The organism is Martelella sp. NC20 (assembly GCF_013459645.1).
Taxonomy (GTDB): domain Bacteria; phylum Pseudomonadota; class Alphaproteobacteria; order Rhizobiales; family Rhizobiaceae; genus Martelella.
The window spans coordinates 1,636,941-1,659,730 of record NZ_CP054861.1; the positions used below are offsets into that span (position 1 = coordinate 1,636,941).

A 22,790-nucleotide genomic window follows, 5' to 3' on the forward strand; every position below is an offset into this window, starting at 1 on the left:
CGCTGATCTACCGCGCCGCGAACACTCTCCCGATGGCGTTCAGCAGGATCTGGGCGGCGAGGATGGCGGTCGTTCCGGTATGGTCGTAGTCAGGCGCGACCTCGACCAGATCGATGCCGACGATCTGACCGCGTTTTGCCAGGCCCGCGACAAGCTCCAGCACTTCGTAATAGAGGAAACCGCCATGGCTCGGCGTGCCGGTTCCGGGCGCGATCGAGGGGTCGAAGCCATCGATGTCGATTGAGAGGTAGTAGCGCTTTCGGGCAGGGATGCGGGCAAGAACGGCCTCCACGCCCTGTTTGCGAAACTGGCGGACTGACAGAATGTCGGATCCTTGCGCCCGGGCATATTCATAGCCTTCCCTTGCCGTGGACGACACGTTGCGGATGCCGATCTGGGTCATGCCCGTGACCCAGGGCTTTTCGGAGGCGCGGCGCATCGGGCTGCCGTGGCCGAAGCGGACGCCATGACGCTCGTCGACGAAATCGAGATGGGCGTCGACCTGCACCAGATGAACCGGCTCCTCGTCGGAAAACGCATTGATGCAGGGAATGTTGACCGAGTGATCGCCGCCGAGCACCACCGGCAGCGCGCCGGCAGACAGAATCTTGCGCACGCCGAATTCGATATTGGCGTGGCTTTTCATCGTGTCGGTATGGATGATGTCGGCGTCGCCGAGATCGACCATCCGCACCCCTTCGAGATAGGTCACGTCGTCCTCGTGATCGTAGGCGCCGGCATGGCCGAAGGAAAACAGCGTGGAGGCCTCGCGGATGCCGCGCGGACCGAAGCGCGCGCCGGCGCGCCATTGCGTGCCGAAATCAAAGGGCGCGCCGAGGATCGCCACGTCGGCGTCGATCGCATCCCAGTTCTCGACATAGGGGCTCTTGGCAAAGGTGGAGATGCCGACGAAGGGCAGGTTCAGACGTCCGCTGTCATAGCCGTGGGCGGTCATGGCGTTTCCTTTCGAGATGTCAGAGCGCGCGCTCGCGCCAGGTCTGTAGAAATTGGGTCAGGCGCTCGCTTTTCGGCTTTGCGAACAGTCGTGCGGGCGGGCCTTCCTCGACGATCCTGCCGCCATCCATGAACACGACGCGGTTTGCGGCGTGCGCGGCAAAGCCCATTTCATGGGTGACGATGACCATGGTCATGCCCTCGGCGGCGAGCGTCTTCATCACCGCGAGGACCTCGCCGACCAGTTCGGGATCGAGCGCCGAGGTCGGTTCGTCGAACAGCATCGCCTTCGGCTTCATCGCCAGCGCCCTTGCGATTGCGACGCGTTGCTTCTGCCCGCCGGACAGGCTCTCCGGGCGGCGGTCGGCGAAGTCGGCGAGGCCGACCTTGTCGAGCACGGCGCTTCCCGCCTTGTCGGCCTCGGCGCGCGAGACGCGCTGGACCAGCCGCAGAGCCAGCGTGACGTTTTCGAGAACGCTCATATGCGGCCACAGGTGGAAATGCTGGAATACCATGCCGAGCGGACGGCGGATTTCAGACAGCGCCTTTCCGCGCATCCGTTCGCGCCCGAGCGGTGTTTCCCGCCATCCGATCAACCGGCCGAAAATCTCGACGTTGCCGCCTTCATAGGCATCGAGAAAGGCCATAGCGCGCAGGAGCGTGCTCTTGCCTGAGCCCGAAGGACCGATGATGCATAAAACGTCGCGATCGTTCACCTCGAGATCGATGCCGCAAAGCACCGTCTTGTCGCCGAAGCGCTTTTCCAGTCCGCGAATGGAAATGGCCGGTTTTGTCTTGCTCATGTCAGATGCCCCTCGCTGCAAGGCGGCGTTCAAGATGGAGGCCAAGCTGCGACAGGGCTTCGACGATCGCCCAGTAAATCAGCGCGATGGTGAGGTAAGGCGTGACGACCGCGAAGCTGATCGAACTGATGGTGCCGGCGACCTTGGTCAGCTCGCCGAGCGTGATGACCGACAGGACCGAGGATTCCTTCACCAGATTGATCGCCTGGCCGATGGACGGCGGCAGGGTCAGCGCCAGCGCCTGGGGAAGCTCGATGTGACGGAACGACTGGCCGGGATTGAGTCCCAGCATCGCGGCCGCCTCGATTTCGCCGTCGGGCACCGCATTGAAGCCGGCGCGGAAAATCTCCGCGAAAGGGCCGGCGCCGTAAAGTCCGAGACCGGCAATGCCGGCGAAATAGGGGCTGAGGACGAGGCCGAATTGCGGGCCGCCGTAATAGATCAGGAACAGGACCAGCGCCAGCGGCGCGCCGCGCGCAAACTCGACATAGAGCCGTGCGGGGATCGAGACCAGACGCGAGGAGCTGCGCAGGGCCGCGGAAAGCGCTATGCCGAGGAGGACGGCGATCGCGATCCCGGCCAATGACACCGTCAGCGTTGTCACGAGCCCGGAGAAATAAAGCGGGAGATCCGTCACAAAATCATGGCTCATCTTGCCGGCCTGCCTTTCAGGCGCTTTTCAACGAAGATACCGGCGCCGGCCAGTAACGCGCCGACGATGACGTAGAGCAGCAGCGCGGATGTGTAGGCGTCCAGCGGCCTGAAGGTGCTGGCGGCGACCTGTTGCGCCCGTCGGGTCAGGTCGGTGACCGCGATCACCGAGACGAGCGAGGAGTTCTTGACGAGCGCCTGCATCTCGCCGATCAGCGCCGGCAGCATGGTGCGCAACGCCTGCGGTGCCTCGACCCGCAGGAATGTCTGGGGCGCGGACAGTCCCAGCATGGCGGCGGCCTCGCGCTCGCCCTTTGGGACCGCTTGAAGACCTGCACGGTAGATTTCGGACTGGAAGGCGGCGGTGTTGAGCGCCAGCGCCAGAATTGCCGCCGCCACCGGCTGCAGGTCGAGCCCGAGAAAGGGCAGGAGATAGAAGACGATCAGCAATTGCACCAGAATGGGCGTGCCGCGCCAGAAGGAGACGTAGAGCGCGGCGCAGCCTTTGGGAACGCCGCCGCCGCGTCTGGCCGCGGCGATGGCGAGCGCCAGCGGCGCGCCGAGCAGGAGGGCGGTGAGGCTGACGCCTACCGTCGTGACGAGACCGTCGAAAAGGACCGGCCAGATGCCGGCGTCAGCCCGGGTCATGACCAGCCCTCGCTTTCGCTTACTCGGCGGCCGGCAGGGAGAGCGGCAGCTCCATCGGCGCGCCGAACCATTTCGTCTGCAACTCGGCAAGCTTGCCGGTTTCGTTGAGCCTGGCGAGTTCACCATCCATGAACGCGTTCAGCGTGTCGCTGTCGGCATCGTTGCGGCCGGCCCAGGAAAAATAGGTCTTGGGTCCGAAGGTCGGCAGAACCACCTCGAAGACATCGGGTCGCTGGCGCGCGGCTTCGAGAAGATTGGGCAGCGAGTTCACCACCGCCTGAATGCGGCCTGCGGCGAGATCGGCGTAGGCTTCGGTGAAATCGGTGTAGGTCTTTACCGTCACCGCGCCGCCGCCGGATTTCAGCGTGTCGGCGAAGGTTTCGAGTGCTGCAAGCTGCGCGGAACCGGCCTGGGAGCCGACCGCCTTGCCGGCGATATCTTCAGGCGCTGTGATTTCCGTGTCGCCCTTGCGTTTCAGGATCGCCATCGTCGCATCGGCGATCGGCGTCGAGAGGTGATAGGCCTGCATGCGCTCCGGCGTGACCGTGACGGAGGTTACCACATAGTCGAAGCGGCTTGCGGCGAGACCCGGCAGAATGCCCTGCCATGGCAGGTCGAGACGGTTGAGTTCCACGCCGGGCAGGTCTTTCATGATTTCCACCATGATATCGGCCGAATAGCCTACGATCTGGCCATTTTCGACGAATTCGAACGGCGCGAACCGGGCCTCGGTCGCGACGGTGAATTCCTTGTCCGCCTTGATCCTGTCGAGCAGATCCTCGGCGCTGGCGATGTTTGCACAAAGGCTGACTGCGATGGCAGCGCCGATCAGCAGGAATTTCGGGTTCAACACGCTTTTCATGGTTCCGTTCCCCTTTTTTGTAATGACTGGAACCGAGAAGAGCATGGACATAGAGGCAGAAAAATAGGAAAGATATGGAACTCATATCAGGAAAATTGATGTAATTGCGATATGCAGCTTGCCCAGACCGACCTTCGCTCGCTCACCGTTTTCCGCGCTGTCGTCGAACACCAGAGCTTCCTCGGCGCGCAGATCGCGCTTGGCCTCAGCCAGTCGGCGGTGAGCTTTCACATCAAGGCGCTTGAGGAGAGACTGGGGTTCACGCTCTGCCGGCGGGGTCGATCCGGTTTTGAGCTGACGGATCGCGGCGCGATGCTGCATGAGCGCTCGAAGACGCTGTTTCTGGCGCTCAACGCCTTTGAAAGCGAGATCGGGACGCTGAAGAACCGCATCACCGGGACGCTGCGGCTCGGCCTGGTGGACAATACGATCACCGACCGGGATATGCCGATCCACAAGGTGATTGCCCGCATCGCCGACAAAGCGCCGGAAGCGCGCGTTGAGCTGACGATCGATACCCCCGACGCGCTCCTGACCGAGATCGCAAATGGCGGTCTCGATATCGCGATCCTTCCCGAGACCCAGCCCTATCAGGGATTGCAGCTTTCCCGCCTCAGGGAGGAGGCCCACTCGCTTTATTGCGGCAAGGGTCATCCGTTGTTTGCGGTGGCGGAAGAGGCGCTGTCCGTGGTCCGGATCGAAGCGTTCGATTTCGTCGTCAGGCCCTATGCCAATATGAGAGAATTGCAGCATTTTCCGAAAGCGCGCGCCCGCGCCACCGCCTCCAACATGGAAGCCCAGGCCATGTTCGTCATGTCGGGCCGCTATCTCGGCTATCTGCCGGATCACTTCGCCGAGGAGCGTGTCCAGCAGGGCATTTTCCGCCCGCTGATGGCCGGGACGACCGCGATCCGGTCGACATTCGTGATCGCCACGCGGGCGGCCGAAAAACCGTCCACGATCATCGACTTCTTCATTCGCGAGCTTGCAGGCTTCGCGTCCGAAGCCCTGCACGGGCAGAAAAGACATTCAGCAGCAGGGGGCCGGATTGAGCGAAAAACTCGATGACAACGCGGAAGCCTTTCTCCGGGAGATGGTTGCAAGCGAACACTTTTCCGGCGTCGTTCTGGTCACGTCCCGGGAGCGGACCGTTCACAAGCGCGCCTATGGGCCGTCAGGAAAGGTTCAGCCGAACCGGACGGACCGCCGGCTGCACGTCGGTTCGCTCACAAAACAATTCACGGCAGTAGCCATCATGCAGCTGGTAGAGACCGGGGCGATCAAACTCGATGAGCCGATCAACGCCCTGCTGCCGGAGACGTACCGCGCGCGCATCTGGAGCGAAATTTCCCTCAGCCATCTTCTGACCCACACCAGCGGAATCCCCGATTACGCGGTCGTCCGCGAATACTACGATGTTGTAGATGGATGGGCGTTTTCCGCGACAATCGACGGCATGATCCGGGAGGCGATGGGAAGCCCGCTCAACTTCGCGCCCGGCGCGCGGTTTCAATATTCAAACATCGGCTTCACCTTGCTCGGCAAGATCATCGAGCATGGCACAGGGCGTCGTTACGGCGACTATATCAGGCAAGAGCTTCTGGATCCCCTCGGCATGGCGGATTCCGAAATTCATGACGAAGGCTTCCGGTCGCGGCCGGACGACGCTCCGGGTCTTCGGTGGGACGATAGCGCCTGCGGGCATGTCGCGGATGACATCGTGTCTCTGCCCGTCACCCCCGCCGATGGCGGTCTGGTGACCACCGCGGATGATTTTGCGCGATGGGTGAGCGTCTACAGGCGCATGGCGCTTCCGGAGCTTACGAAACCATCCCTTGAGCGCATGCTTCAGCCGGTCGTGCCCATCGATGCGACGCGCTGGCCTGGACGCGATCTGCGCGGCCCGGCCTGCTACGGTTTTGGCGTGATGAGAAGCGGCGACCTGATCATGCATGAGGGTAGCATTGTCGGGTTCCGGAGCTATTTTATCTACAGCCTCAATGACGATCTGCTGATCGCGGTCTTTTCCAACAATACGGCCAACGATGTTTTTCGAATAGCCGCAGGGCTTTTCGGCCTATACGATCGCGCATGAGCACCGGTGAAGGCACGGCATGGCAACGCGCTGGCCGCTGCTGCCGCGCAGGCGCCGTGCGCCCGCTCATCCATCTGTCGAGCGGGTGAGCTCCTCCCACGCGGCAATTTCCTCATTCATGCGTTCAATCCGTTCATTCACCAGTTTAAGGGCGTCGCTTCCCAGCAATAGCTACGGCGGTGGATTGTCGGAAGCGATCAGTGTCAGCACTGCTGCGGCCAGTTTGTCGGGGTCGCCCAATAGCCTTTCTGTCCTGGTACCAGCGAGGACCGCTCGTTGTCGGCGGCGTCCTCATTGGCGCCGGGCTCTATCAGGTGTCGCCCTTAAAGGAAGTCTGCCTCAACCATTGCCGTTCCCCGCTTGCGTTTCTTGCGCATTACTGGAAGCCGGGCAAACTTGGCGCGCTCCAGATGGGCGCTCGTCATGCAGTTGTTTGCGTCGGATGCTGCTGGGCCATGATGGGTGTCATGTTCGCCGTCGGCACCATGAACCTCGTCTGGATGGCATTGCTGACAGTCTTCATGTTCGCAGAAAAGGTAATGCCATATGGCAGGGTGACGGCATTCTCGATAGCCTCCATCCTCGTCGTCATGGGCGGATGGATAGCAGTTTCTCCAGATACAGCACCGTTGTTGAAGGACCCGCTGATTTACGGCTCCAGCATCTGCCGAAGCATATTTTGAACGCCGGGAATATCCATGAGTTGTCCCTTGCATCCGGCGAACCGCCTGGCATCAGAAGGCCGGGCGTCCTGCTGCCTCGTCGTGTAGGTCAAGCGACGATTTGCCCGATCCGGACACGCCGGTATGTCAACGGCGGCGTAAAAACCGGCCACGGGGCGGAGCAAAAGTCGGCCACTTTGGACGCCGGTATGAGACCCGCGGGAGGGCGTAGCCCGAGCGGGGGTCTCATACCGGCGTAGCGATTTTCTGAAGGGTTTCAGCCAGCCTTTCTGGCGCGGCTTTGGGCGAGACGATAGCTGTCGCCATTCATTTCGAGAATGTTGACGTGGTGGGTGACGCGGTCGAGCAGAGCGCCAGTCAGTCGCTCGGATCCCAGGATTTCTGTCCATTCGTCAAAGGGCAGATTGCTGGTGATCAGGGTGGCGCCCCGCTCATAGCGTTGCGAGATCAACTCGAACAGCAGCTCCGCGCCGGTCTTTGACAACGGCACGAAGCCAAGTTCGTCGATGATCAGCAGCTTGTATCCTGCCATCTGCTTCTGGAAACGTAGGAGACGCCGCTCGTCACGGGCCTCCATCATCTCGCTGACCATGGCAGCTGCTGTGGTGAAGCCAACGGACAGGCCCTTCTGGCAGGCGGCCAGGCCAAGGGCGAGCGCTATGTGCGTCTTCCCGGTTCCGCTGGGGCCGAGAGCGATGACGTTCTCGCGACGCTCGATCCATTCGCAGCGGGCCAGTTCCAGCACCTGCATCTTGTTGAGCTTCGGTATGGCGGTAAAATCGAAACTGTCGAGGCTTTTGACAACCGGGAATTTGGCTGCCTTGATACGGCGCTCGACCTTGCGGCGATCCCGTTCGATCATTTCCCGCTCGGCAAGCCGGGTGAGGTATCCGATATGATCAACGCCCTCGGTGGCGCAAAGCCGGGCCAGTTTCTGATACTCCCGCTGGAAGGTCGGCAGCTTCAGGCTCTTGAGGTCGTGGGCAAGCAGGATCTCGGGTGCTTCGGTGCTCATGCCGCTTCTCCCTTCCCCGATGACAGGAGGCCCATATACGCCTTCGCCGATGTCGTCTCCACGGTTGCTCTCGGCAGGTAGGGATAGATCGACAGATCAAGTCGCGGCGGCCGGCGCTCCACCCGGCAAAGAATCAGATGTTTGACGGCGTCGAAGCCGATCGCACCGAGATGAATGGCTTGCTTGATCGCCGCATGCAGGTCAGCCATATCGAAGCTTTCCAGCAGTCGAAGAACCTGCACGTATTCTCGCCGGCCATGCTTTGCCATGCGGCCTTCCATCAGACGGCACAGTGTCGCGAACTCCTCCGGCAGATCCCAGCCCTGCAAAGGGGCTGCCTGATCCAGCGCATTGATCTTCTGCTCGATCAGCGGCAGGTAATGCACAGGGTCGAAGATGACATCCTCCCGATCAAAGCTCCTGGGATGGCGGGCGATGATCTCGCCGCGGCAACCAATCACCACCTTGTCGACATAGCCTCGGACCCAGACGTCCTGGTGACCGTAGGCGACGGGTACGGAATAGTCGTTCGTCTTGTAGCGAACGAGAGACTGTGCCGTGACCCTGGCGCTGGCCTGATCGCAGGCGTCAAATGGGGAGGCTGGCAAGGACTGCATGGCAGCCAGATCACGCTGCAGCCGTTCACCGATCATCTCGCTCTCACCACGCAGCCTGTCGCGCTGGCGCTTGCGGCACTGTTCTTCCAGAAAGGCATTGAACGCATCCCACGTTGGAAACTGCGGGATGGGGACCATGAAGTTACGCCGCGCATAGCCCACGAGGCCCTCGACATTCCCCTTGTCATTACCCTTTCCGGGGCGGCCATAGCGATCCCGGATCAGATAATGGGACAGGAACCCGCTGAACAGTGTTGCCCGCTTGCGCGTGCCATCAGGCAGGATCTTCGCCACAAGGCAGCGGTCATTGTCATAGACGATTGATGGAGGCACGGCCCCGAAGAAGGCGAACGCATGGACGTGGCCATCGACCCAAGCCTCGGCTACCGCCGCCGGATAAGCCCGCACATAGCAACCGTCGCTATGCGGAAGATCGAGTACGAAGAAATGGGCTTTCTGCTCGACACCTCCGATCACGACCGTCGCCTCACCGAAATCGGCCTGCGCATGGCCGGGCGGATGAGAAAGCGGCACGAAGACTTCCTGACGGCGCTGTTCCCGCTCCCGGATATAGCCCTTGATAATCGTATAGCCGCCGGTGAACCCGCACTCATCACGAAGCCGGTCAAACACACGCTTGGCTGTATGGCGCTGTTTGCGCGGTACGTGTCTGTCTTCGTCCAACCAGTGGTCGATCGTTGAAACGAACGCGTCCAGCTTCGGCCGCCGGACCGGTGATTGTCGCTGATAGCCAGGAGGCGTCGAATACGACAACATCTTCGCTACGCTGTCGCGGGATATGTTGAAGTGCTTGGCTGCCTGACGTCGGCTCATCCCTTCCGAGACGGCCAGACGAACCTTCAGATAAAGTTCCACGGTGTAGATCCTCTGTCCCTCCTGCGCTCATTGCAGAAGGAAAATAGGTGGCCGGATTTTACTCCGCCCGCGGACGAATTATTCCGCCGCTTCCGTGGCCGACTTTTGCACCGCCGTTCTCACATTTCGATGCCGAGGTCATGCGGGTCTTCCAGTGGATCGGGATCGCCGCCGATATGGAGCCGCTGACGGCACTGCATCCCGGCATGCGCTTTGTCGATCCGGACGGCAGGTTGCTGCTCGACTGGCCGCGTCCACAGGGCACGGGGCCGCAGGGCTGGCGGGCGAACTACCGCTTCCATCAGCCGGATCTCGAAAACCTTTTGCGCAGTCGTCTGGCGGATCAGGCGGAGGTGTCCGTGCGCACCCGTGCCGACGTCTTCTTCGTCGAGGATCGCGGCGACCTAGTTGAACTGCGCTACGAGGATATGAGCCGCGGCAAGGTCGAACACATCACCGCCGGCTATGTCGTCGGTTGCGACGGCGCCCGCTCCATCATCCGCCGCTATATCGAGACGGATATGGAGGACTATGGTTTTCACGAGCGCTGGCTGGTGGTCGACGTGATCCTCAACGAGGACAAGCCGGCGCTTGGCGACCATTCGATCCAGTATTGCGTGCCCGAGCGCCCGGCGACCTATGTGCGCGGACCGGGGCTCAGGCGGCGCTGGGAACTGACCGTGCTGGCCGACGAGGATTCCGTCGAGATCGTGAAGCCGGAACGGGTCTGGGAGATCCTGTCGCCCTGGCTGAAACCGGAGGAGGCCGAGCTTGAGCGCGCCGCCGTCTATGTGTTTCACTCGCTGGTTGCCGACAAATGGCGCAAGGGCCGTCTTTTCCTGGTCGGCGACGCCTGTCACCAGACGCCGCCCTTCATGGGGCAGGGCATGTGCGCGGGAACCCGCGATGTCGCCAATCTTTACTGGAAACTGGCGCTCGTCAGCAATGAGAAGGTCGCCGGCGCGGAGGCCGAGCGCCTGCTCGACAGCTATGAAAGCGAGCGCAAGCCGAATGCGCGCGAATATATCACAACCGCTGTCCGGCTTGGCGGGCTGATCAATACCTGCGGCACGAAGGAAGCGCTTGAGGCCGCTCTTCCCTCCACCGATGGCACGGCCCGCATGGAATCGATAGCGCCGCCGCTCGGGCCGGGACTGGGCATCGGTCCCCTGGCCGGCCGCCTGTTCGGCCAGCCGACGCTTGCGGATGGCCGGCTGATGGACGATGCGATGAAGCACCGTTTCGTGGTCGTCGCGGAAGCAGGACTGGCGGAAGGGCTGCACCTTCCCGAAGACGTCGGTCTTGTGACGACCGATACCTCGCCGGATGCCGCCGATCATCTCGCCCGTCTCGGCGCGCAAGCCACGGTGCTGCGTCCGGACCGGCACACGCTTGGCGCGGCCAACAGCCGGGCCGAACTGGAAGCGCTTCTGACACGCGTCTTCCCCGCCCCTTGTAGAACCCAACAACCGGAAATGGCCTGACCCATGAAATTATGCTCTTTTGCCTCCAGCGGAACCGAAAGCTACGGCCTCGTCACCGGCGCGGGGATTGTCGACCTTGGCAAACGCCTGCCCGAAAAGACGCTGCGCGCTTTCCTTACCGCCGGCGATCCCGCCCGCGCGGCAATCTTTGAAAACGATACGCCGGATCATGCCTTCGACGCCGTCGAGCATCTGCCGGTCATTCCCGATCCCGACAAGATCATCTGCGTCGGACTGAACTATCATGCCCATGTGGTCGAAACCGGACGTGAGGAAACGGTCAATCCGGTCCTGTTCGCCCGCTATGCCGGCAGCCAGATCGGCCATGGCGCGCCACTGATCCGGCCGCTCGAATCCGAACAGTTCGACTATGAGGGCGAACTGGCGGTGATCATCGGCAAGCCGGGGCGGCGGATCGCGGAACAGGACGCGCTCGCTCATGTGGCCGGCTATGCCTGCTACAATGACGGCTCGGTGCGCGACTGGCAGAAACACACGCATCAGTTCATGCCCGGGAAGACCTTTGCCGGAACCGGCGCTTTCGGGCCGTTCATGGTGACCGCCGACGAAATCCCCGACCCGGCGCGCCTGCATCTGCAGACCCGGCTGAACGGCGAGGTGGTGCAGGATACCGATGTCGCGCTGCTGATCACCTCGATCCCGAAACTGATCGCCTATTGCTCGACGATATTGCCGCTGCTTCCGGGCGATGTGATCGTCTCCGGCACGCCGGGCGGCGTCGGCGCGCGCCGCAATCCGCCGCTGTGGATGCGCGACGGCGATGTCTGCGAGGTCGAGATTTCCGAGATCGGCACGCTCGTCAATCCGGTGAAGGCGGAGGCATAAAGCGCCGCGCGACCTGACCGTCGAATGCCGGATGCCTTTACAATCGCGCGGCGCGTGCGACACTTGCCGGATGAATGAAACGACCTCGAAAAAGGCCGGGAAAACCGACAGTGTGCGCGCGCTGACGCGTGGTCTGGCAATTCTGCGCCATATCAACGCAAACGGTGCGGCGCGCGTCGGCGAAATCGCCCGTGCGCTCGATATTCCGCGCCCGACAGTCTATCGCCTGCTCGAAACGCTGGAGGAGGCCGGCTATGTCGCGCTGTCGCCGACTTCGAGCCTTGTGCGGGTAACCCGGCTTGCCGCCGCTCTCGGCGATGGCTATGCGGTGACCTCCGAGCTCTGCCAGGCGGCCGGCCCGGTGTTTTCCGCATATGCCGCAAAGCTCGTCTGGCCGCTCGATCTGTCGGTTCACGACAACTTCAGCATGGTCATTCAGGAGACGACCCACAACAGGTCGCCCCTGTCCATCGACCGGGCGATGATCGGCTACCGCATGCCCATGCTGCGGACCTCGGCGGGGCGGGCCTATCTCGCCTTTTGCGACGATGATGAACGCCATCACATTCTGGAGCATCTGCGCCGGCTTGGCGATCCCGCGGACCTGCCGTTTCTCCAGAAGGCCTGGCTCGATCGCATGCTCGGGGAGACCCGCGCCAGCGGCATCGCGGTCCGCGACGGCGGCGAGTTCCGTCCGCAGACCTCCTCTTTCGCCGTCCCTGTCCTCGCGCCTGACAGGCTGCTGGGCTGCGTTTCAATGATCTGGATCCGCTCGGCGATGACGACCAGAGATGCGCTGGAACTCGGCCAGACGCCGTTGACCGAGATCGCCGGCCGGATCGCCCGCGCACTGAAGGGCGGCGATTGAACAGGTCAGACCGCGCGGCGGCGGAACGGCATGATCACCGCGCGGCGGCGGAACGGCATGATCACCGCGCGCGACGACGCCTATGAGCGCGCTGTCGAGGCGGACAAACTAGGCAATTGCGCCGCCTTGCTGCGCGCCATCATCCGGCTGTGGCAGAGGCGCGACACGAAGCAGGGTTTCAAGGTTTGCTTTGACACCACGCCTTGAGGCGTTTTCCGGTCTGCTTGTCGAAAAAATGCAGCTTGTCGCGGTCCGGCGCGATGTGAACCGTCTCGCCCAGCCGGAGCGGCATGATGCCGCGCGGTGCGCATGTCACGATCGTGCCGCCGATATCCACTTCCATATGGGTTTCGGATCCGAGCACCTCGATATCGTGAACCGCGCCGGCAATGCCGGTTTCCGACAGGGCGATATCTTCCGGGCGTATGGCGAGCGTCACCGGTCCTTCGGGCAAGTGCTCCGTCTGTCTGTCCGGCTCGATGATCTGCCCGCCAGCAAAGACGCAAACCTTTCGCCCATCGCGCCGCGCGATCCGTGCATCGATGAAATTCATTTCCGGCGAACCGATGAAGCCGGCGACGAAGGTGTTTGCCGGACGGGTGTAGAGTTCCATCGGCGGGCCGACCTGCTGGACCTCGCCGTCCTTCATCAGCACGACCCGGTCTGCCAGCGTCATCGCCTCGACCTGATCATGGGTGACGTAGATCGAGGTCGAACCGAGCCTGCGGTGAAGCTGACGGATCTGGCGGCGCATTTCCACGCGCAGCTTGGCATCGAGGTTGGAAAGCGGCTCGTCGAACAGAAAGACGCGCGGATCGCGGATGATCGCCCGGCCCATCGCAACCCGCTGGCGCTGCCCGCCGGAAAGGTCCTTTGGCCTGCGATGGAGCAGTGCGTCCATGCCGATGGTCTTCGATATCTCCCTGACGCGGGCGTCGAGCGCTTCGCCGCTTTCGCCCCGGATCTTCATCGGAAAACCGATATTCTCATCGACGCTGAAATGCGGATAGAGCGCATAGGACTGGAAAACCATGGCGATATCGCGTTCGCGCGCTTCCATGTCGTTCACCACCTCGCCGCCGATCTTCATCGTCCCGGACGAGATCGTCTCAAGTCCTGCGATCATGCGCAGCAGGGTGGATTTGCCGCAGCCGGAGGGGCCGACAAGCACCACGAATTCTCCTTCGGCGATCGACAGGCTGATATCGCGCAGGGCCTGAAACCGGCCGAAATTCTTGCAAATGGAGTGAAGCTCGACAGTGGACATTGTGTCTCCTATTTCACCGAACCTGCGGTCAGGCCACGGACGATAAAGCGCTGGCCCAGGAACATCAGCACGATCGCCGGCAGCGCCGACAGCACCGATGCGGCGGCCATCTGGCCATGCTGGATTTCATACTGTCCCGCATAGGCCGCAATGGCGACGGGCACGGTCATCGTGTCCTTTGCGGTCAGGTTGAGGGCGATCGAAAACTCGCTCCACGAGAAGATGAACGCGAGCAGCCCCGCGGCGATCAGGCCGGGCACCACGAGCGGCAGCAAAATCTTGCGGAAGGCGGTGGTGCGCCGGCATCCGTCGATCATCGCCGCCTGTTCGAGATCCCTCGGGATATTGTCGAAGGCCGCCATCATCAGCCATATCGTCATGGGCAGGTTGATGACGATGTGGGTGAGAACGAGCGCCGTCAGCGTGTCGAACAGGCCGACCTGCCGGAACATGACATACCACGGGCCGACAAGCGTTATCGGCGGAACGATATTGAAGGTCAGCGTCCATGCCAGAAAGATCGCGCTGATAAGGCCGGAACTGCGCCGCCACGCCAGAGAATAGGCTGCAAGCGTGCCGATCGCCAGTACCACAACCGTGCTTGCAATGCCGACAATCAGACTGTTCAGGAGGTTTTTCAAAAAGTCCGAACTGCGGCCGAACAGGACCTGCTGATAGTTCGAGAACGTCGCCTCGAACGGGAATTGTCCCATAAGGATCGCGATCTGGTATTTGAGCGAAACCACGACAATCCAGAGAAACGGGGCCGCGACGAGCAGCAGCGCGAATGCGACCAGCGCCCAGACGAGCCCGTTCTTTATCGGTTTCCGGACCATCAGCGCGCCCTCGCCAGACGGCGCTGCGCCAGCGCGAAGGCGCCGAGATAAGCGCAGACGATGGCAATCGTGATCAGGGCGATCAGCGCGCCGTAGCCGAACTGGTTCTGCTTGAAGAAGACCTTGTAGACGTAGAGACTGATGACTTCGGTGGCCGTGCCGGGTCCGCCGGAGGTCAGGAGATAGATCTGGTCGAACACCTTGAATGCGACGATCGAGCGGAAGATGAAGGCGACCATCAGCGCCGGCCACATCAGCGGAATGACGATATGGCGCAGTTTCTGGGCGTAGCTGGCGCCGTCGATGGAGGACGCCTCCATGACTTCTTCCGGCAGCGCCTCGAGGCCTGCCAGCAGGATCAGGAACACCAGCGGCGTCCAGTGCCAGATATCGACGATGATGACGGCGATCAGGGCGGTGCCCGTCGATCCGAGCAGGTCCATCGGGGGAATGCCGACCAGCCCCAGAAGCCAGTTGATGACGCCGAATTCCGGATTGTACATCAGCCGCCACATATTGCCGATGGCAACCGGCGGGATCAGGATCGGCAGAAGCATGCCGGTGCGCACCAGCCCGCGACCGCGCACGACCTCGCTGACGGCCAGCGCCAGCGCAAATCCGAACACCATCTCGAAAGCCGTGGCGACCAGAACGAAGATCAGCGTGTTGACCATCGCCCTGCGGAAAATCCAGTCGTCGGCGAGCTTGCCGAGGTTTTCCATAAGCGCCGGCGTGCGCACGAGATTGCTGTTTTCGAAGGTGATCGTGGAGGCCGCCATCTGGAACAGCTCGATCAGCGGAAACACGCTCAGCGCCAGAAAGAAGGCGGCGGCTGGCAGGATCGCCAGCAGTTTGAAATGACGATCGACAAAGGCCCATAACGGCTCGAACGGGCCCGTTTTGCCAATATGTGAGCGTGGCTGTGTGTTGTCCGACATGCAGAACTCCGGCCAGAGGGCGGGGCCGCCGCTGGCGGCCCCGGATTTCTGTTTTGAGAGGGTGACTTAGAGCGGGTTCAGCATGCCCGTCTTGCGACCGGACTTCTCGAGAATCTCATGAATCTCCCCGGCCGCGGTATTCAGCGCAAGCCGTGATGGATGCCATCTTCTACCTGCTGCAATCGGGTAGCCAATGGGCGTTGCTGCCGCATGATTTCCCGCCGAAGAGGACGTGTGTGGATGCCCCCTGTTTGGCAAGCCTAATCTTCGATTTTTCGGCGGGGTCTTCGATCGGACGTGTGTCAGGCCTCAGATTGTGGCCTCCGATGACGCCACGGGCCGGTATGCTGTTCGGAAAGCTGGGTTCACATCGGTTCAGAGAGCTGCAAGCGCTCGAGCCCCGGGTCTGAATTTCCCTGCCTTGAACTTCGAAGTCCTTGTCGCGTACTCCTCGCCGATCGCTCACCTAGGCCTTGCGGCCATGTCGTGCCTTTTCCCTTCTCGGTTTCAGGTCACGCCATTCGATAATCCTCTTGCTTGGTCGTCATGGCCCAGATCATCCGGGCCATTTTATTCGCCAGCGCAACGGCCGCGACCATCCTGGGCTTGCGTGCCACGAGAGCAGCGAGCCAGCGATTCGAACTGCCACCTTTTCGGACGACCCACCGGATCACGCTCATCGCTCCGACGATTAGTAGTCGGCGGATATCGGTCTGTCCCATCTTGCTGACCGACCCCAGCCTGGCCTTGCCCCCCGTGGACCTCTGCCGTGGGACCAGACCCAGCCAGGCCGCAAAGTTCCGCCCACTGTCAAAAGTGTCGAGGTCGGGCGCAAACGCCGCCACGGCGCCTGCCGTCACGGGGCCGATCCCGGGGATGGTGCAAAGCCGCCGCAACTCACAATCTGTCTTCGATGCATCTTCCAACTCGCTTGCTAGCCGTTCGATCACGTCGCTCAGCCGCGCGATCTGCTCGAGATACACCGCCCCCATCTCCCGAACCGGGTCAGGCAGGTCGCTGCTCTCGTCCGCCAGCGCATTCTCGAGTAATTTCAGGCTCGCTGGTCCCTTCGGCGCCACCAGCCCGAACTCGGCCAGATGTCCCCGGAGCGCGTTGATGAGCTGCGTGCGCTGCCGGACCAGGCATTGGTGGGTGCGGAACGCCACAGCACGGCCCTGGGTTTCGGCACTCTTCACCGCCACGAACCGCATAGTCGGACGTATGGCCGCCTCTGCGATAGCCTCCGCATCCGCGCGGTCATTCTTCTGGCGCTTGACGAACGGCTTCACATACGCCGCCGGCACCAGACGCACTTCGTGACCGTGAGACTGCGCCATTCGGCCCCAGTGATGCGACGTGGCGCATGCCTCCATAGCAACTACGCAGGCCGGCTGCTCGCCCAGAAACGTCGCCAACCGCTTCCGAGAAAGTGCCCGGTTATAGATAACTCTCCCATCGGGTCCGACTGCGCAAACCTGAAAGCTGCCTTTTGCTAGGTCGATCGCCAGAATGCTGATCTTCGATGTCATTGATGCGCCCTCCGCTCGGTGAATATAGAGCCGTCTGGGTATACTCGATGCCGCTGGGTGGGGCATCCACCGTATCAGTTCAATTCCTTTCTATGTTTCAGTTCTATTTAGGAAAAACGCTGCTGTTCGGGCTTTAAGAACCTATGCAGCGCCGCAAAGTCGTTCCCCCTCGCCGACGCGCGAGAACAAGGCCAGCGACATTGATCCAGCGGCCGTCGCGTAAGGTGCCGTAATACCGGCACGGCGCTAGAGATCGTCAACCGAGACAAAGGGCTTGTCCTCCCGGCAGGAGACAAGGCGGGCATCTTGCTCGGCGAACCCTGCAGAGGGTCGACAGTCGGTCTGAGCGGCGGCGGCGTTTTTGGCGACAACGATGCGCTATCCGAATTTTTCCCGCAGATAGTTCACATATGCGCTGCAATCTCCCGCATCCGCGTCGATGGCCGATAGCACCGCGTGGCGGCCTCTGGAGCGGCCATGGCACCAGACAATCTCGCCGAGCCTGTCGCAAAGCGGCGCCAGATCGCCCGCCCTGGCCGCCGCGCGAAGATGAGTCTCCGTCTCATCAAGCCTTGCCATGATCTGGGCAGCCGTGACATTGCCGATCGTGTAGGTCGGGAAGGAGCCGATATAGCCGCTCGACCAATGCACGTCCTGCAGGCATCCGAGCCCGTCATGGGGCACGTCGATGCCGAGGTCCGCGCGCATGGCGGCATTCCAGGCCTCCGGCACATCATCGACGGCAAGCGAACCGTCCATCAGAGCCATTTCGATTCGCACCCGCAGCATGATGTGCAGGTCGTAGGTTAGTTCATCGGCTTCGACGCGGATGAGACCCGGTTCTGTCCGGTTGACGGCATGAACGAATTCCGTCTCGCTGACATCGGCGAGTTGATCCGGGAAATGCCGCTTCAGCCGTTCGAAGTGCAGGGCCCAGAAATCGGCGGAGCGGCCGATGTGGTTTTCGAAGAGCCGCGACTGGCTTTCGTGCATGCCGAAACTGCTGCCGCCGACGGCATAAAGCCCGATCAGGTCAGTCGTATGCGCCGAGCGGTTCAGCGCCGGATCAACGCCCTGTTCGTAGAGTGCGTGACCGGTCTCGTGCATGGTGCCGAAGATCGACATCGGCAGGTAGTTCGGGTTCCAGCGCGAGGTGATGCGCACGTCCTGGCGGGTGAAGGAAATCTCGAAGGGGTGGACGGCGGTATCGAGCCGGCTGCGGTTGAAATCGAGACCGAGAATTTCGGCAAGCTCCGCACACAGGGCCTTCTGCTGTTCTGCGGGATAGTCGCGATAGAGGAAATCCGTGCGCGGCTTCGGGCGCTCGAGCGCGGCCTCGAGCACGGGCTTGATGCCGTCGCGCAGGTCGTCGAACAGCGCCTTCAGCGAGGCGGCGGTCTCGCCGGGTTCGTAGATCTGCACCATCGGGTCATAAGGATGCGCGTCATAACCGATGGTCTCGGCCATCTGACGCGCCAGCGAAATGATCTCGGCAAGGTGCGGGCGGAACAGGGCGAAATCGCCATCCGCGCGCGCCCTTTCCCAGGCGCGTCCGGCAAGCACCGAGATTTCATCCTGGCGCCGCAACAGGGCGGACGGTACGCCCAGATGCCATTTGCGGGCGGCAAGCACGGCCTCGGCGGCGCCGCGCTCGCGGTCATCAGCGGTTTGCGCGAGCATGTCTTCGGCGGCATCTGCCATTGCAGGATCGAGCAGCATTTCGCGCGCCTTGGCCTTCAGCGTGGCGATCTGCTGGCCCCGGGTCTCGGCCCCGCCGGCGGGCATCATCACCCGCGCATCCCATTGCAGCAGGTTGACGGCTGAGAGAAGGTCATTGATTTCGGCGATGCGGTTTGTGAACGCGTTCATGCTGCCTCCGGTTTTGCTGTGGCGCCGGTGCCGCCGTCATTGAGGTGGCAGGCAACCGATGCCGTTCCACCTTCCGCCGGCTCCAGACGCGGCAGTTCGATCTTGCATCGCGGCCCGGCCATCGGACAGCGCGGATGGAATGCGCAGCCTTTCGGCGGGTTGAGCGGCGAGGGGATCTCGCCCTCGATCGGCTGGAACGAGCCGCGCCCCGCCCCAAGCTTCGGGATCGAGGCGAACAGCGCCTTCGTGTACGGGTGGCGCGGGGTGGCATAGAGCTCTTCCGCCGAGGCAAGCTCGACAATGCGGCCGAGATACATGATCGCCACACGGTCGCATACATGGCGGACGACCGAAAGGTCATGGCTGATGAAGACGGCGGTGAGATCGAGTTCGAGGCGCAGATCCATGAACAGGTTCAGCACCTGGGCCTGGATAGAAACATCGAGCGAGGCGACCGCCTCGTCCAGCACCAACAGTTCTGGCTCCATGGCGAGTGCGCGGGCGATTGCAACACGCTGGCGCTGGCCGCCGGAAAACTGGTGCGGCAGGCGGTCGGCGTAGGCACCCTCGAGGCCCACCTGCTGCAGCAGGCCGCGCACGCGGGCGCGCACCTTGTTCGCCTTGACGATATGGTGGATGCGCGGGCCTTCCGCGATCGTCTCGCCGACCTTCATGCGCGGATTGAGGCTTGCGAACGGATCCTGATGGATCATCTGCACCTTGGTGGTGAGTTTTTCGACATTGTTGCCGCGCTTGCGCGCAACGGGCGATCCGTTGAGAAAGACATGGCCATCGCTCGGCGTATAGATGCCGGAGATGATGCGGCCAAGCGTGGATTTGCCGCAGCCCGATTCCCCGACAAGGCCCAGAACCTCGCCTTCGGCGACGACCAGCGAGATGTCGGAAAGCGCGTGCACGGTTTCGCCCGAGGGCTTGCCGGCAATCCTGTTGATGCCCTGAATGATGAGGCCGGGCTTGCGGGTAAAGCGCTTGTGAACGCCTTCGATCGTCAGAAGCGGCTTTTTCATGGGGCCTCCACCGGGTGATGACAGGATACCGAATGGCTGCCGGCTTCGCTCACAGGCGGCTCTGTGGCGCAGATATCGGAAGCGCGCGGACAGCGCGGTCGGAAAGGACAGCCGGACGGCAGGTTGGCAAGCTGCGGCGTCGAGCCGGGGATCTGCGGCAGACGCGTTCCGGGTTCATGCAGGCTCGGTACGGAGCCGATCAGGCCCACCGTGTAGGGATGGCGCGGGGCGGAGATCACCTCTTCGGCGGCGCCGCGCTCGACGATCCGGCCGGCATACATCACGCAGATATCATCGGCGAGGCTGGATATGACGGCAAGGTCATGGGTAACCCAGACGATGGCCGTCCCGGTCTCGTCGGCAAGCCTGCGCACCTCGGCGAGAATCTGGCTCTGGATCGAGACATCGAGGGCCGTCGTCGGCTCATCGGCGATGATCACCGCCGGGCGGTGCAGAAGCGCAGTGGCGATCGCCACGCGCTGGCGCATGCCGCCGGAAAGCTGGTGCGGATAGGCCTTCAGCCTTTCGCGGGCGGCGGGGATGCCGACGGTTTCCAGTGCCTGGCGGGCGCGCTCCCAGGCATCGCGCTTCGACATCTTCTCGTGTACGCGCACTGCCAACGCCATCTGGTCGCCGATCCGCAGGACGGGGTTCAACGTCATCATCGGGTCCTGGAACACCATCGCAACCTTGGAGCCGCGCAGCTTGCGCAGCGCCTCGGGCTTGAGCGCGCGCAGGTCCTGGCCTTCCACCAGAACCGCGCCGGCGGTGATGTGGCCGGGCTCTTCGACGAGGCCGATGATGGAAAAACCGGTGACGCTCTTGCCAGATCCGCTTTCGCCGACAAGGCCCATGATGCGGCCGCGCTCGACCGAGAAGCTGACATTGTTGACGGCGGTGACATCACCGCCGCGCGTTTCAAACCGGGTCGTCAGGCCCCGGACGTCCAGCGCTTTGGTCATCGGCTGCGCCTCGGGTCAAGAACGGTGCGGACCTGATCGCCGACCAGATTGATCGTCACCACCGTCACCATCAGAAAGAGACCCGGATAGATCGACAACCAGTAGCGATCCGTGTGGATATATTTGAAGCCGTTTGCAATCAGCGAGCCGAGCGAGGGCTCGGTCAAGGGCAGGCCGACGCCGAGGAAGGAGAGCGTCGCCTCCAATGCGATTGCGCTTGCGACCTGCACCGTGGCAACCACGATCAGCGGCGGCAGGACATTCGGCAGAAGATGGCGGAAGAGAACGCGGCCCGTGGGAAGCGGGGTCGAACGGGCGGCCTCGATATAGTCCTTGCCGCGCTCAACGGTCGCCGCGCCATGGGTGGTGCGGGCGAAATAGGCATATTGGGCAATCACCAGCGCCAGGATGATCTGGCCGACGCCCTGTCCGAGAACGGCAACCAGCACCAGCGCCAGCAGGATCGCCGGCATCGACAATTGCAGATCGACGATGCGCATCAGGAAGGATTCGATCCGGCCGCCGAAATAGGCCGCCGACAGACCGAGACATATGCCGACGACCAGCGCCAGCAGGCCGGCCGTAAGTCCGATGACGAAGCTGGTGCGCAATCCGTAAAAGATCGCCGACAGCATGTCGCGGCCGACATTGTCGGTGCCGAGAATATGGGTATAGCCGCCGGAGCCGACGGTTCCCGGCATCAGGAAAGCGTCCATCCAGTCGAGGTTTGCCATGTCATAGGGATCCTGCGGGGAGACCAGCGGCGCTGCAAACGATACGAACAGCAACAGCACGATCATGATCAGCGAGACGACGGCGACCGGAGAGCGGGCAAAGTCGGAGCAGAAATTGCGAAACCGGGCAGGGCGGGTTTCCACCGGCGCGGCCACGAGCGTTGCATCGGCCATCACTTGCCTCCTTTCAGTCGCACACGCGGATCGAGCCGGGCGTAGACGATGTCAACGACGAGATTGATGAGCACGAACAGGATCACCACGAGAACGAGATAGGTAACCATGACGGGGCGATCGAGCTGCAGGATACTGTCGATGATCAACTTGCCGATACCCGGCCAGTTGAAGACGCTTTCGGTGACGACGGCGAAGGCAAGCGTCGAGCCAAGCTCCAGACCGAAGACGGTGACGATCGGGATCGAGATGTTGCGCAGCACATGGTGGAATACGATCTGCCGGTCGGGCAGGCCCTGGGCGCGGGCGAATTTCACGTAATCCGTCTGCATCGCCTCGACCATGCCGGCGCGGGTAAGGCGAATGAGCAGCCCCATCATGAACAGCGACAGGTTGAAGGCCGGCATGATGACATGGCTCCAGCCATCCACGGTCGCAAGCGAGGTGCGCAAGCCGAAGATCGAGCCCACATCGCCACGTCCGCCCGATGGCAGCCAGCCGAGATTGACGGCAAAGGCCATGACCAGCAGCATGCCGATCCAGAAGGTGGGGACGGAAAAGCCGAGAACCGAGAGCGCCATGATCGCCCTGCCGGCCAGGCTGTTGGGGCGGTAGCCCGCATAAATGCCGGCCGGAATGCCGATCACGGTCGCGATCATCACGGCAACGAAGACCAGTTCGATGGTCGCCGGAAGCCTGGAGAACACCAGCTTGATGACCGACACATTGTAGACCATCGACGTGCCGAGATCGCCATGAACGACATTGGACAGAAAGGTCAGGTATTGATGCCAGAGCGGTTGGTCGAGTCCGTATTGTTCGATCAGCTTCTGGCGGATCGCCTGGGTCGCGCCGGGATCGATCATCACGTCAATCGGATTGCCGATGGCGTAGACGCCCAGAAACACGATGATCGACATTGCAAAGATGACGATAACGGCCTGCAGCAGCCGCTGGACGAGAAAGCCAAGCATCCGAGCCTCTTGGATTTTAGCATGCGCGTATTTGCGACGCGCTGAATATCGCACGAATGGCGCCGTCGGCCATCTGG

23 protein-coding genes and 2 pseudogenes are annotated in these 22,790 nt (G+C 62.3%); 8 read left to right on the plus strand and 17 right to left on the minus strand.

All coding sequences use genetic code 11. From position 1 onward, the window contains the following. Positions 1–7: 7 nt before the first annotated feature. From speB to HQ843_RS07925, 5 genes are read right to left on the minus strand one after another with little or no spacing between them, the layout of a single operon-like run. Positions 8–955 (minus strand): agmatinase, encoded by a 948-nt coding sequence (gene speB / locus HQ843_RS07905; protein ID WP_180899043.1) that lies wholly within the window; start codon positions 953–955, stop codon positions 8–10. A 19-nt stretch (positions 956–974) separates the two neighbouring features. Beyond that, a complete protein-coding gene (locus HQ843_RS07910; RefSeq protein ID WP_180899042.1) occupies positions 975–1,757 on the minus strand; it encodes an amino acid ABC transporter ATP-binding protein in 783 nt (260 codons plus the stop codon). 1 nt (position 1,758) lies between these two features. Continuing rightward, positions 1,759–2,409, minus strand: a complete 651-nt coding sequence (locus tag HQ843_RS07915) for an amino acid ABC transporter permease (RefSeq protein WP_180899041.1) — start codon at positions 2,407–2,409, stop codon at positions 1,759–1,761. After that, entirely contained in the window at positions 2,406–3,056 is a 651-nt protein-coding gene (locus HQ843_RS07920; RefSeq protein WP_180899040.1) for an amino acid ABC transporter permease, read from the minus strand. Before HQ843_RS07920 ends, HQ843_RS07915 begins: the two co-directional genes overlap by 4 nt. 19 nt (positions 3,057–3,075) lie before the next feature. Next, on the minus strand, positions 3,076–3,918 hold the full coding sequence (locus HQ843_RS07925) for a transporter substrate-binding domain-containing protein (RefSeq protein ID WP_180899039.1): 843 nt from the start codon (positions 3,916–3,918) through the stop codon (positions 3,076–3,078). Positions 3,919–4,029: 111 nt separating this feature from the next. On the opposite strand from HQ843_RS07925, the gene HQ843_RS07930 reads away from it, so the two are divergent. Together HQ843_RS07930 and HQ843_RS07935 are read left to right on the plus strand one after the other, a co-directional pair. Further along, a complete protein-coding gene (locus HQ843_RS07930) occupies positions 4,030–4,986 on the plus strand; it encodes a LysR family transcriptional regulator (protein WP_180899038.1) in 957 nt (318 codons plus the stop codon). Beyond that, positions 4,967–6,013 (plus strand): serine hydrolase domain-containing protein, encoded by a 1,047-nt coding sequence (locus tag HQ843_RS07935; RefSeq protein ID WP_180899037.1) that lies wholly within the window; start codon positions 4,967–4,969, stop codon positions 6,011–6,013. Before HQ843_RS07930 ends, HQ843_RS07935 begins: the two co-directional genes overlap by 20 nt. A gap of 66 nt (positions 6,014–6,079) precedes the next feature. On the opposite strand, the pseudogene HQ843_RS29400 reads toward HQ843_RS07935, so the two are convergent. Next, a pseudogene (locus tag HQ843_RS29400) lies at positions 6,080–6,256 on the minus strand (short-chain dehydrogenase/reductase); the annotation flags it as partial. A 71-nt stretch (positions 6,257–6,327) separates the two neighbouring features. On the opposite strand from HQ843_RS29400, the gene HQ843_RS07940 reads away from it, so the two are divergent. After that, positions 6,328–6,696: a DUF2182 domain-containing protein gene (locus HQ843_RS07940; RefSeq protein WP_246710409.1), complete on the plus strand. Its 369-nt coding sequence runs from the start codon at positions 6,328–6,330 to the stop codon at positions 6,694–6,696. Between the two features lie 256 nt (positions 6,697–6,952). Here the strand turns inward: HQ843_RS07940 and istB are convergent, their stop codons facing one another. Together istB and istA are read right to left on the minus strand one after the other, a co-directional pair. Then, positions 6,953–7,711 (minus strand): IS21-like element helper ATPase IstB, encoded by a 759-nt coding sequence (istB, locus tag HQ843_RS07945; protein ID WP_180899036.1) that lies wholly within the window; start codon positions 7,709–7,711, stop codon positions 6,953–6,955. Beyond that, entirely contained in the window at positions 7,708–9,204 is a 1,497-nt protein-coding gene (gene istA, locus HQ843_RS07950; protein ID WP_180899035.1) for an IS21 family transposase, read from the minus strand. The genes istB and istA overlap by 4 nt, the downstream gene beginning before the upstream one ends. A 47-nt stretch (positions 9,205–9,251) precedes the next feature. Here istA and HQ843_RS07955 point away from each other — a divergent pair, with 47 nt between their 5' ends. From HQ843_RS07955 to HQ843_RS07970, 4 genes are all read left to right on the plus strand, one after another. Then, complete coding sequence (locus tag HQ843_RS07955) at positions 9,252–10,688, plus strand: bifunctional 3-(3-hydroxy-phenyl)propionate/3-hydroxycinnamic acid hydroxylase (RefSeq protein WP_210275234.1); 1,437 nt, start codon at positions 9,252–9,254, stop codon at positions 10,686–10,688. Positions 10,689–10,691: 3 nt separating this feature from the next. Next, complete coding sequence (locus HQ843_RS07960) at positions 10,692–11,534, plus strand: fumarylacetoacetate hydrolase family protein (RefSeq protein ID WP_180899034.1); 843 nt, start codon at positions 10,692–10,694, stop codon at positions 11,532–11,534. Between the two features lie 70 nt (positions 11,535–11,604). Beyond that, a complete protein-coding gene (locus HQ843_RS07965; protein WP_180899033.1) occupies positions 11,605–12,402 on the plus strand; it encodes a DNA-binding transcriptional regulator in 798 nt (265 codons plus the stop codon). A gap of 30 nt (positions 12,403–12,432) precedes the next feature. Beyond that, positions 12,433–12,609: a hypothetical protein gene (locus HQ843_RS07970; RefSeq protein ID WP_180899032.1), complete on the plus strand. Its 177-nt coding sequence runs from the start codon at positions 12,433–12,435 to the stop codon at positions 12,607–12,609. Here the strand turns inward: HQ843_RS07970 and HQ843_RS07975 are convergent. Genes HQ843_RS07975 through HQ843_RS07985 form a run of 3 tightly spaced genes read right to left on the minus strand, consistent with a single transcriptional unit; the run spans position 12,581 to position 15,443 of the window. Beyond that, positions 12,581–13,669, minus strand: coding sequence for an ABC transporter ATP-binding protein (locus tag HQ843_RS07975; RefSeq protein ID WP_180899031.1), 1,089 nt, complete (start codon positions 13,667–13,669; stop codon positions 12,581–12,583). The genes HQ843_RS07970 and HQ843_RS07975 overlap by 29 nt on opposite strands. A gap of 8 nt (positions 13,670–13,677) precedes the next feature. Next, positions 13,678–14,505: a carbohydrate ABC transporter permease gene (locus HQ843_RS07980; protein WP_180899030.1), complete on the minus strand. Its 828-nt coding sequence runs from the start codon at positions 14,503–14,505 to the stop codon at positions 13,678–13,680. Beyond that, positions 14,505–15,443, minus strand: coding sequence for a carbohydrate ABC transporter permease (locus tag HQ843_RS07985; RefSeq protein ID WP_180899029.1), 939 nt, complete (start codon positions 15,441–15,443; stop codon positions 14,505–14,507). Before HQ843_RS07985 ends, HQ843_RS07980 begins: the two co-directional genes overlap by 1 nt. 128 nt (positions 15,444–15,571) lie before the next feature. Between HQ843_RS07985 and HQ843_RS29995 the strand changes: the two are divergent. Next, positions 15,572–15,853, plus strand: a pseudogene (locus HQ843_RS29995) (transposase); the annotation flags it as partial. A 102-nt stretch (positions 15,854–15,955) separates the two neighbouring features. Here HQ843_RS29995 and HQ843_RS07995 read toward each other — a convergent pair. The 6 genes from HQ843_RS07995 to HQ843_RS08020 form a co-directional block, all read right to left on the minus strand. Continuing rightward, on the minus strand, positions 15,956–16,972 hold the full coding sequence (locus HQ843_RS07995) for an IS110 family RNA-guided transposase (RefSeq protein ID WP_180899027.1): 1,017 nt from the start codon (positions 16,970–16,972) through the stop codon (positions 15,956–15,958). A gap of 378 nt (positions 16,973–17,350) precedes the next feature. Continuing rightward, positions 17,351–18,841, minus strand: coding sequence for a carboxypeptidase M32 (locus tag HQ843_RS08000; RefSeq protein ID WP_180899026.1), 1,491 nt, complete (start codon positions 18,839–18,841; stop codon positions 17,351–17,353). After that, the gene (locus HQ843_RS08005) at positions 18,838–19,869 is read right to left on the minus strand and encodes an ABC transporter ATP-binding protein (protein ID WP_180899025.1); all 1,032 of its coding nucleotides are present in this window, start codon (positions 19,867–19,869) and stop codon (positions 18,838–18,840) included. Before HQ843_RS08005 ends, HQ843_RS08000 begins: the two co-directional genes overlap by 4 nt. Then, positions 19,866–20,831, minus strand: a complete 966-nt coding sequence (locus tag HQ843_RS08010; RefSeq protein ID WP_180899024.1) for an ABC transporter ATP-binding protein — start codon at positions 20,829–20,831, stop codon at positions 19,866–19,868. Before HQ843_RS08010 ends, HQ843_RS08005 begins: the two co-directional genes overlap by 4 nt. Further along, positions 20,828–21,739: an ABC transporter permease gene (locus HQ843_RS08015; protein WP_180899023.1), complete on the minus strand. Its 912-nt coding sequence runs from the start codon at positions 21,737–21,739 to the stop codon at positions 20,828–20,830. Before HQ843_RS08015 ends, HQ843_RS08010 begins: the two co-directional genes overlap by 4 nt. Beyond that, positions 21,739–22,713, minus strand: coding sequence for an ABC transporter permease (locus HQ843_RS08020; protein WP_180899022.1), 975 nt, complete (start codon positions 22,711–22,713; stop codon positions 21,739–21,741). Before HQ843_RS08020 ends, HQ843_RS08015 begins: the two co-directional genes overlap by 1 nt. Between the last annotated feature and the right edge of the window lie 77 nt (positions 22,714–22,790).

What these genes read in the sequence shown, in the direction of transcription:
- speB (WP_180899043.1), bottom strand. Translation starts at nt 955, where the DNA reads ATGACCGCCCACGGCTATGACAGCGGACGTCTGAACCTGCCCTTCGTC.
- HQ843_RS07910 (WP_180899042.1), bottom strand. Translation starts at nt 1,757, where the DNA reads ATGAGCAAGACAAAACCGGCCATTTCCATTCGCGGACTGGAAAAGCGC.
- HQ843_RS07915 (WP_180899041.1), bottom strand. Translation starts at nt 2,409, where the DNA reads ATGAGCCATGATTTTGTGACGGATCTCCCGCTTTATTTCTCCGGGCTC.
- HQ843_RS07920 (WP_180899040.1), bottom strand. Translation starts at nt 3,056, where the DNA reads ATGACCCGGGCTGACGCCGGCATCTGGCCGGTCCTTTTCGACGGTCTC.
- HQ843_RS07925 (WP_180899039.1), bottom strand. Translation starts at nt 3,918, where the DNA reads ATGAAAAGCGTGTTGAACCCGAAATTCCTGCTGATCGGCGCTGCCATC.
- HQ843_RS07930 (WP_180899038.1), top strand. Translation starts at nt 4,030, where the DNA reads ATGCAGCTTGCCCAGACCGACCTTCGCTCGCTCACCGTTTTCCGCGCT.
- istB (WP_180899036.1), bottom strand. Translation starts at nt 7,711, where the DNA reads ATGAGCACCGAAGCACCCGAGATCCTGCTTGCCCACGACCTCAAGAGC.
- HQ843_RS07960 (WP_180899034.1), top strand. Translation starts at nt 10,692, where the DNA reads ATGAAATTATGCTCTTTTGCCTCCAGCGGAACCGAAAGCTACGGCCTC.
- HQ843_RS07965 (WP_180899033.1), top strand. Translation starts at nt 11,605, where the DNA reads ATGAATGAAACGACCTCGAAAAAGGCCGGGAAAACCGACAGTGTGCGC.
- HQ843_RS07970 (WP_180899032.1), top strand. Translation starts at nt 12,433, where the DNA reads ATGATCACCGCGCGGCGGCGGAACGGCATGATCACCGCGCGCGACGAC.
- HQ843_RS07975 (WP_180899031.1), bottom strand. Translation starts at nt 13,669, where the DNA reads ATGTCCACTGTCGAGCTTCACTCCATTTGCAAGAATTTCGGCCGGTTT.
- HQ843_RS07980 (WP_180899030.1), bottom strand. Translation starts at nt 14,505, where the DNA reads ATGGTCCGGAAACCGATAAAGAACGGGCTCGTCTGGGCGCTGGTCGCA.
- HQ843_RS07985 (WP_180899029.1), bottom strand. Translation starts at nt 15,443, where the DNA reads ATGTCGGACAACACACAGCCACGCTCACATATTGGCAAAACGGGCCCG.
- HQ843_RS07995 (WP_180899027.1), bottom strand. Translation starts at nt 16,972, where the DNA reads ATGACATCGAAGATCAGCATTCTGGCGATCGACCTAGCAAAAGGCAGC.
- HQ843_RS08000 (WP_180899026.1), bottom strand. Translation starts at nt 18,841, where the DNA reads ATGAACGCGTTCACAAACCGCATCGCCGAAATCAATGACCTTCTCTCA.
- HQ843_RS08005 (WP_180899025.1), bottom strand. Translation starts at nt 19,869, where the DNA reads ATGAAAAAGCCGCTTCTGACGATCGAAGGCGTTCACAAGCGCTTTACC.
- HQ843_RS08010 (WP_180899024.1), bottom strand. Translation starts at nt 20,831, where the DNA reads ATGACCAAAGCGCTGGACGTCCGGGGCCTGACGACCCGGTTTGAAACG.
- HQ843_RS08015 (WP_180899023.1), bottom strand. Translation starts at nt 21,739, where the DNA reads ATGGCCGATGCAACGCTCGTGGCCGCGCCGGTGGAAACCCGCCCTGCC.
- HQ843_RS08020 (WP_180899022.1), bottom strand. Translation starts at nt 22,713, where the DNA reads ATGCTTGGCTTTCTCGTCCAGCGGCTGCTGCAGGCCGTTATCGTCATC.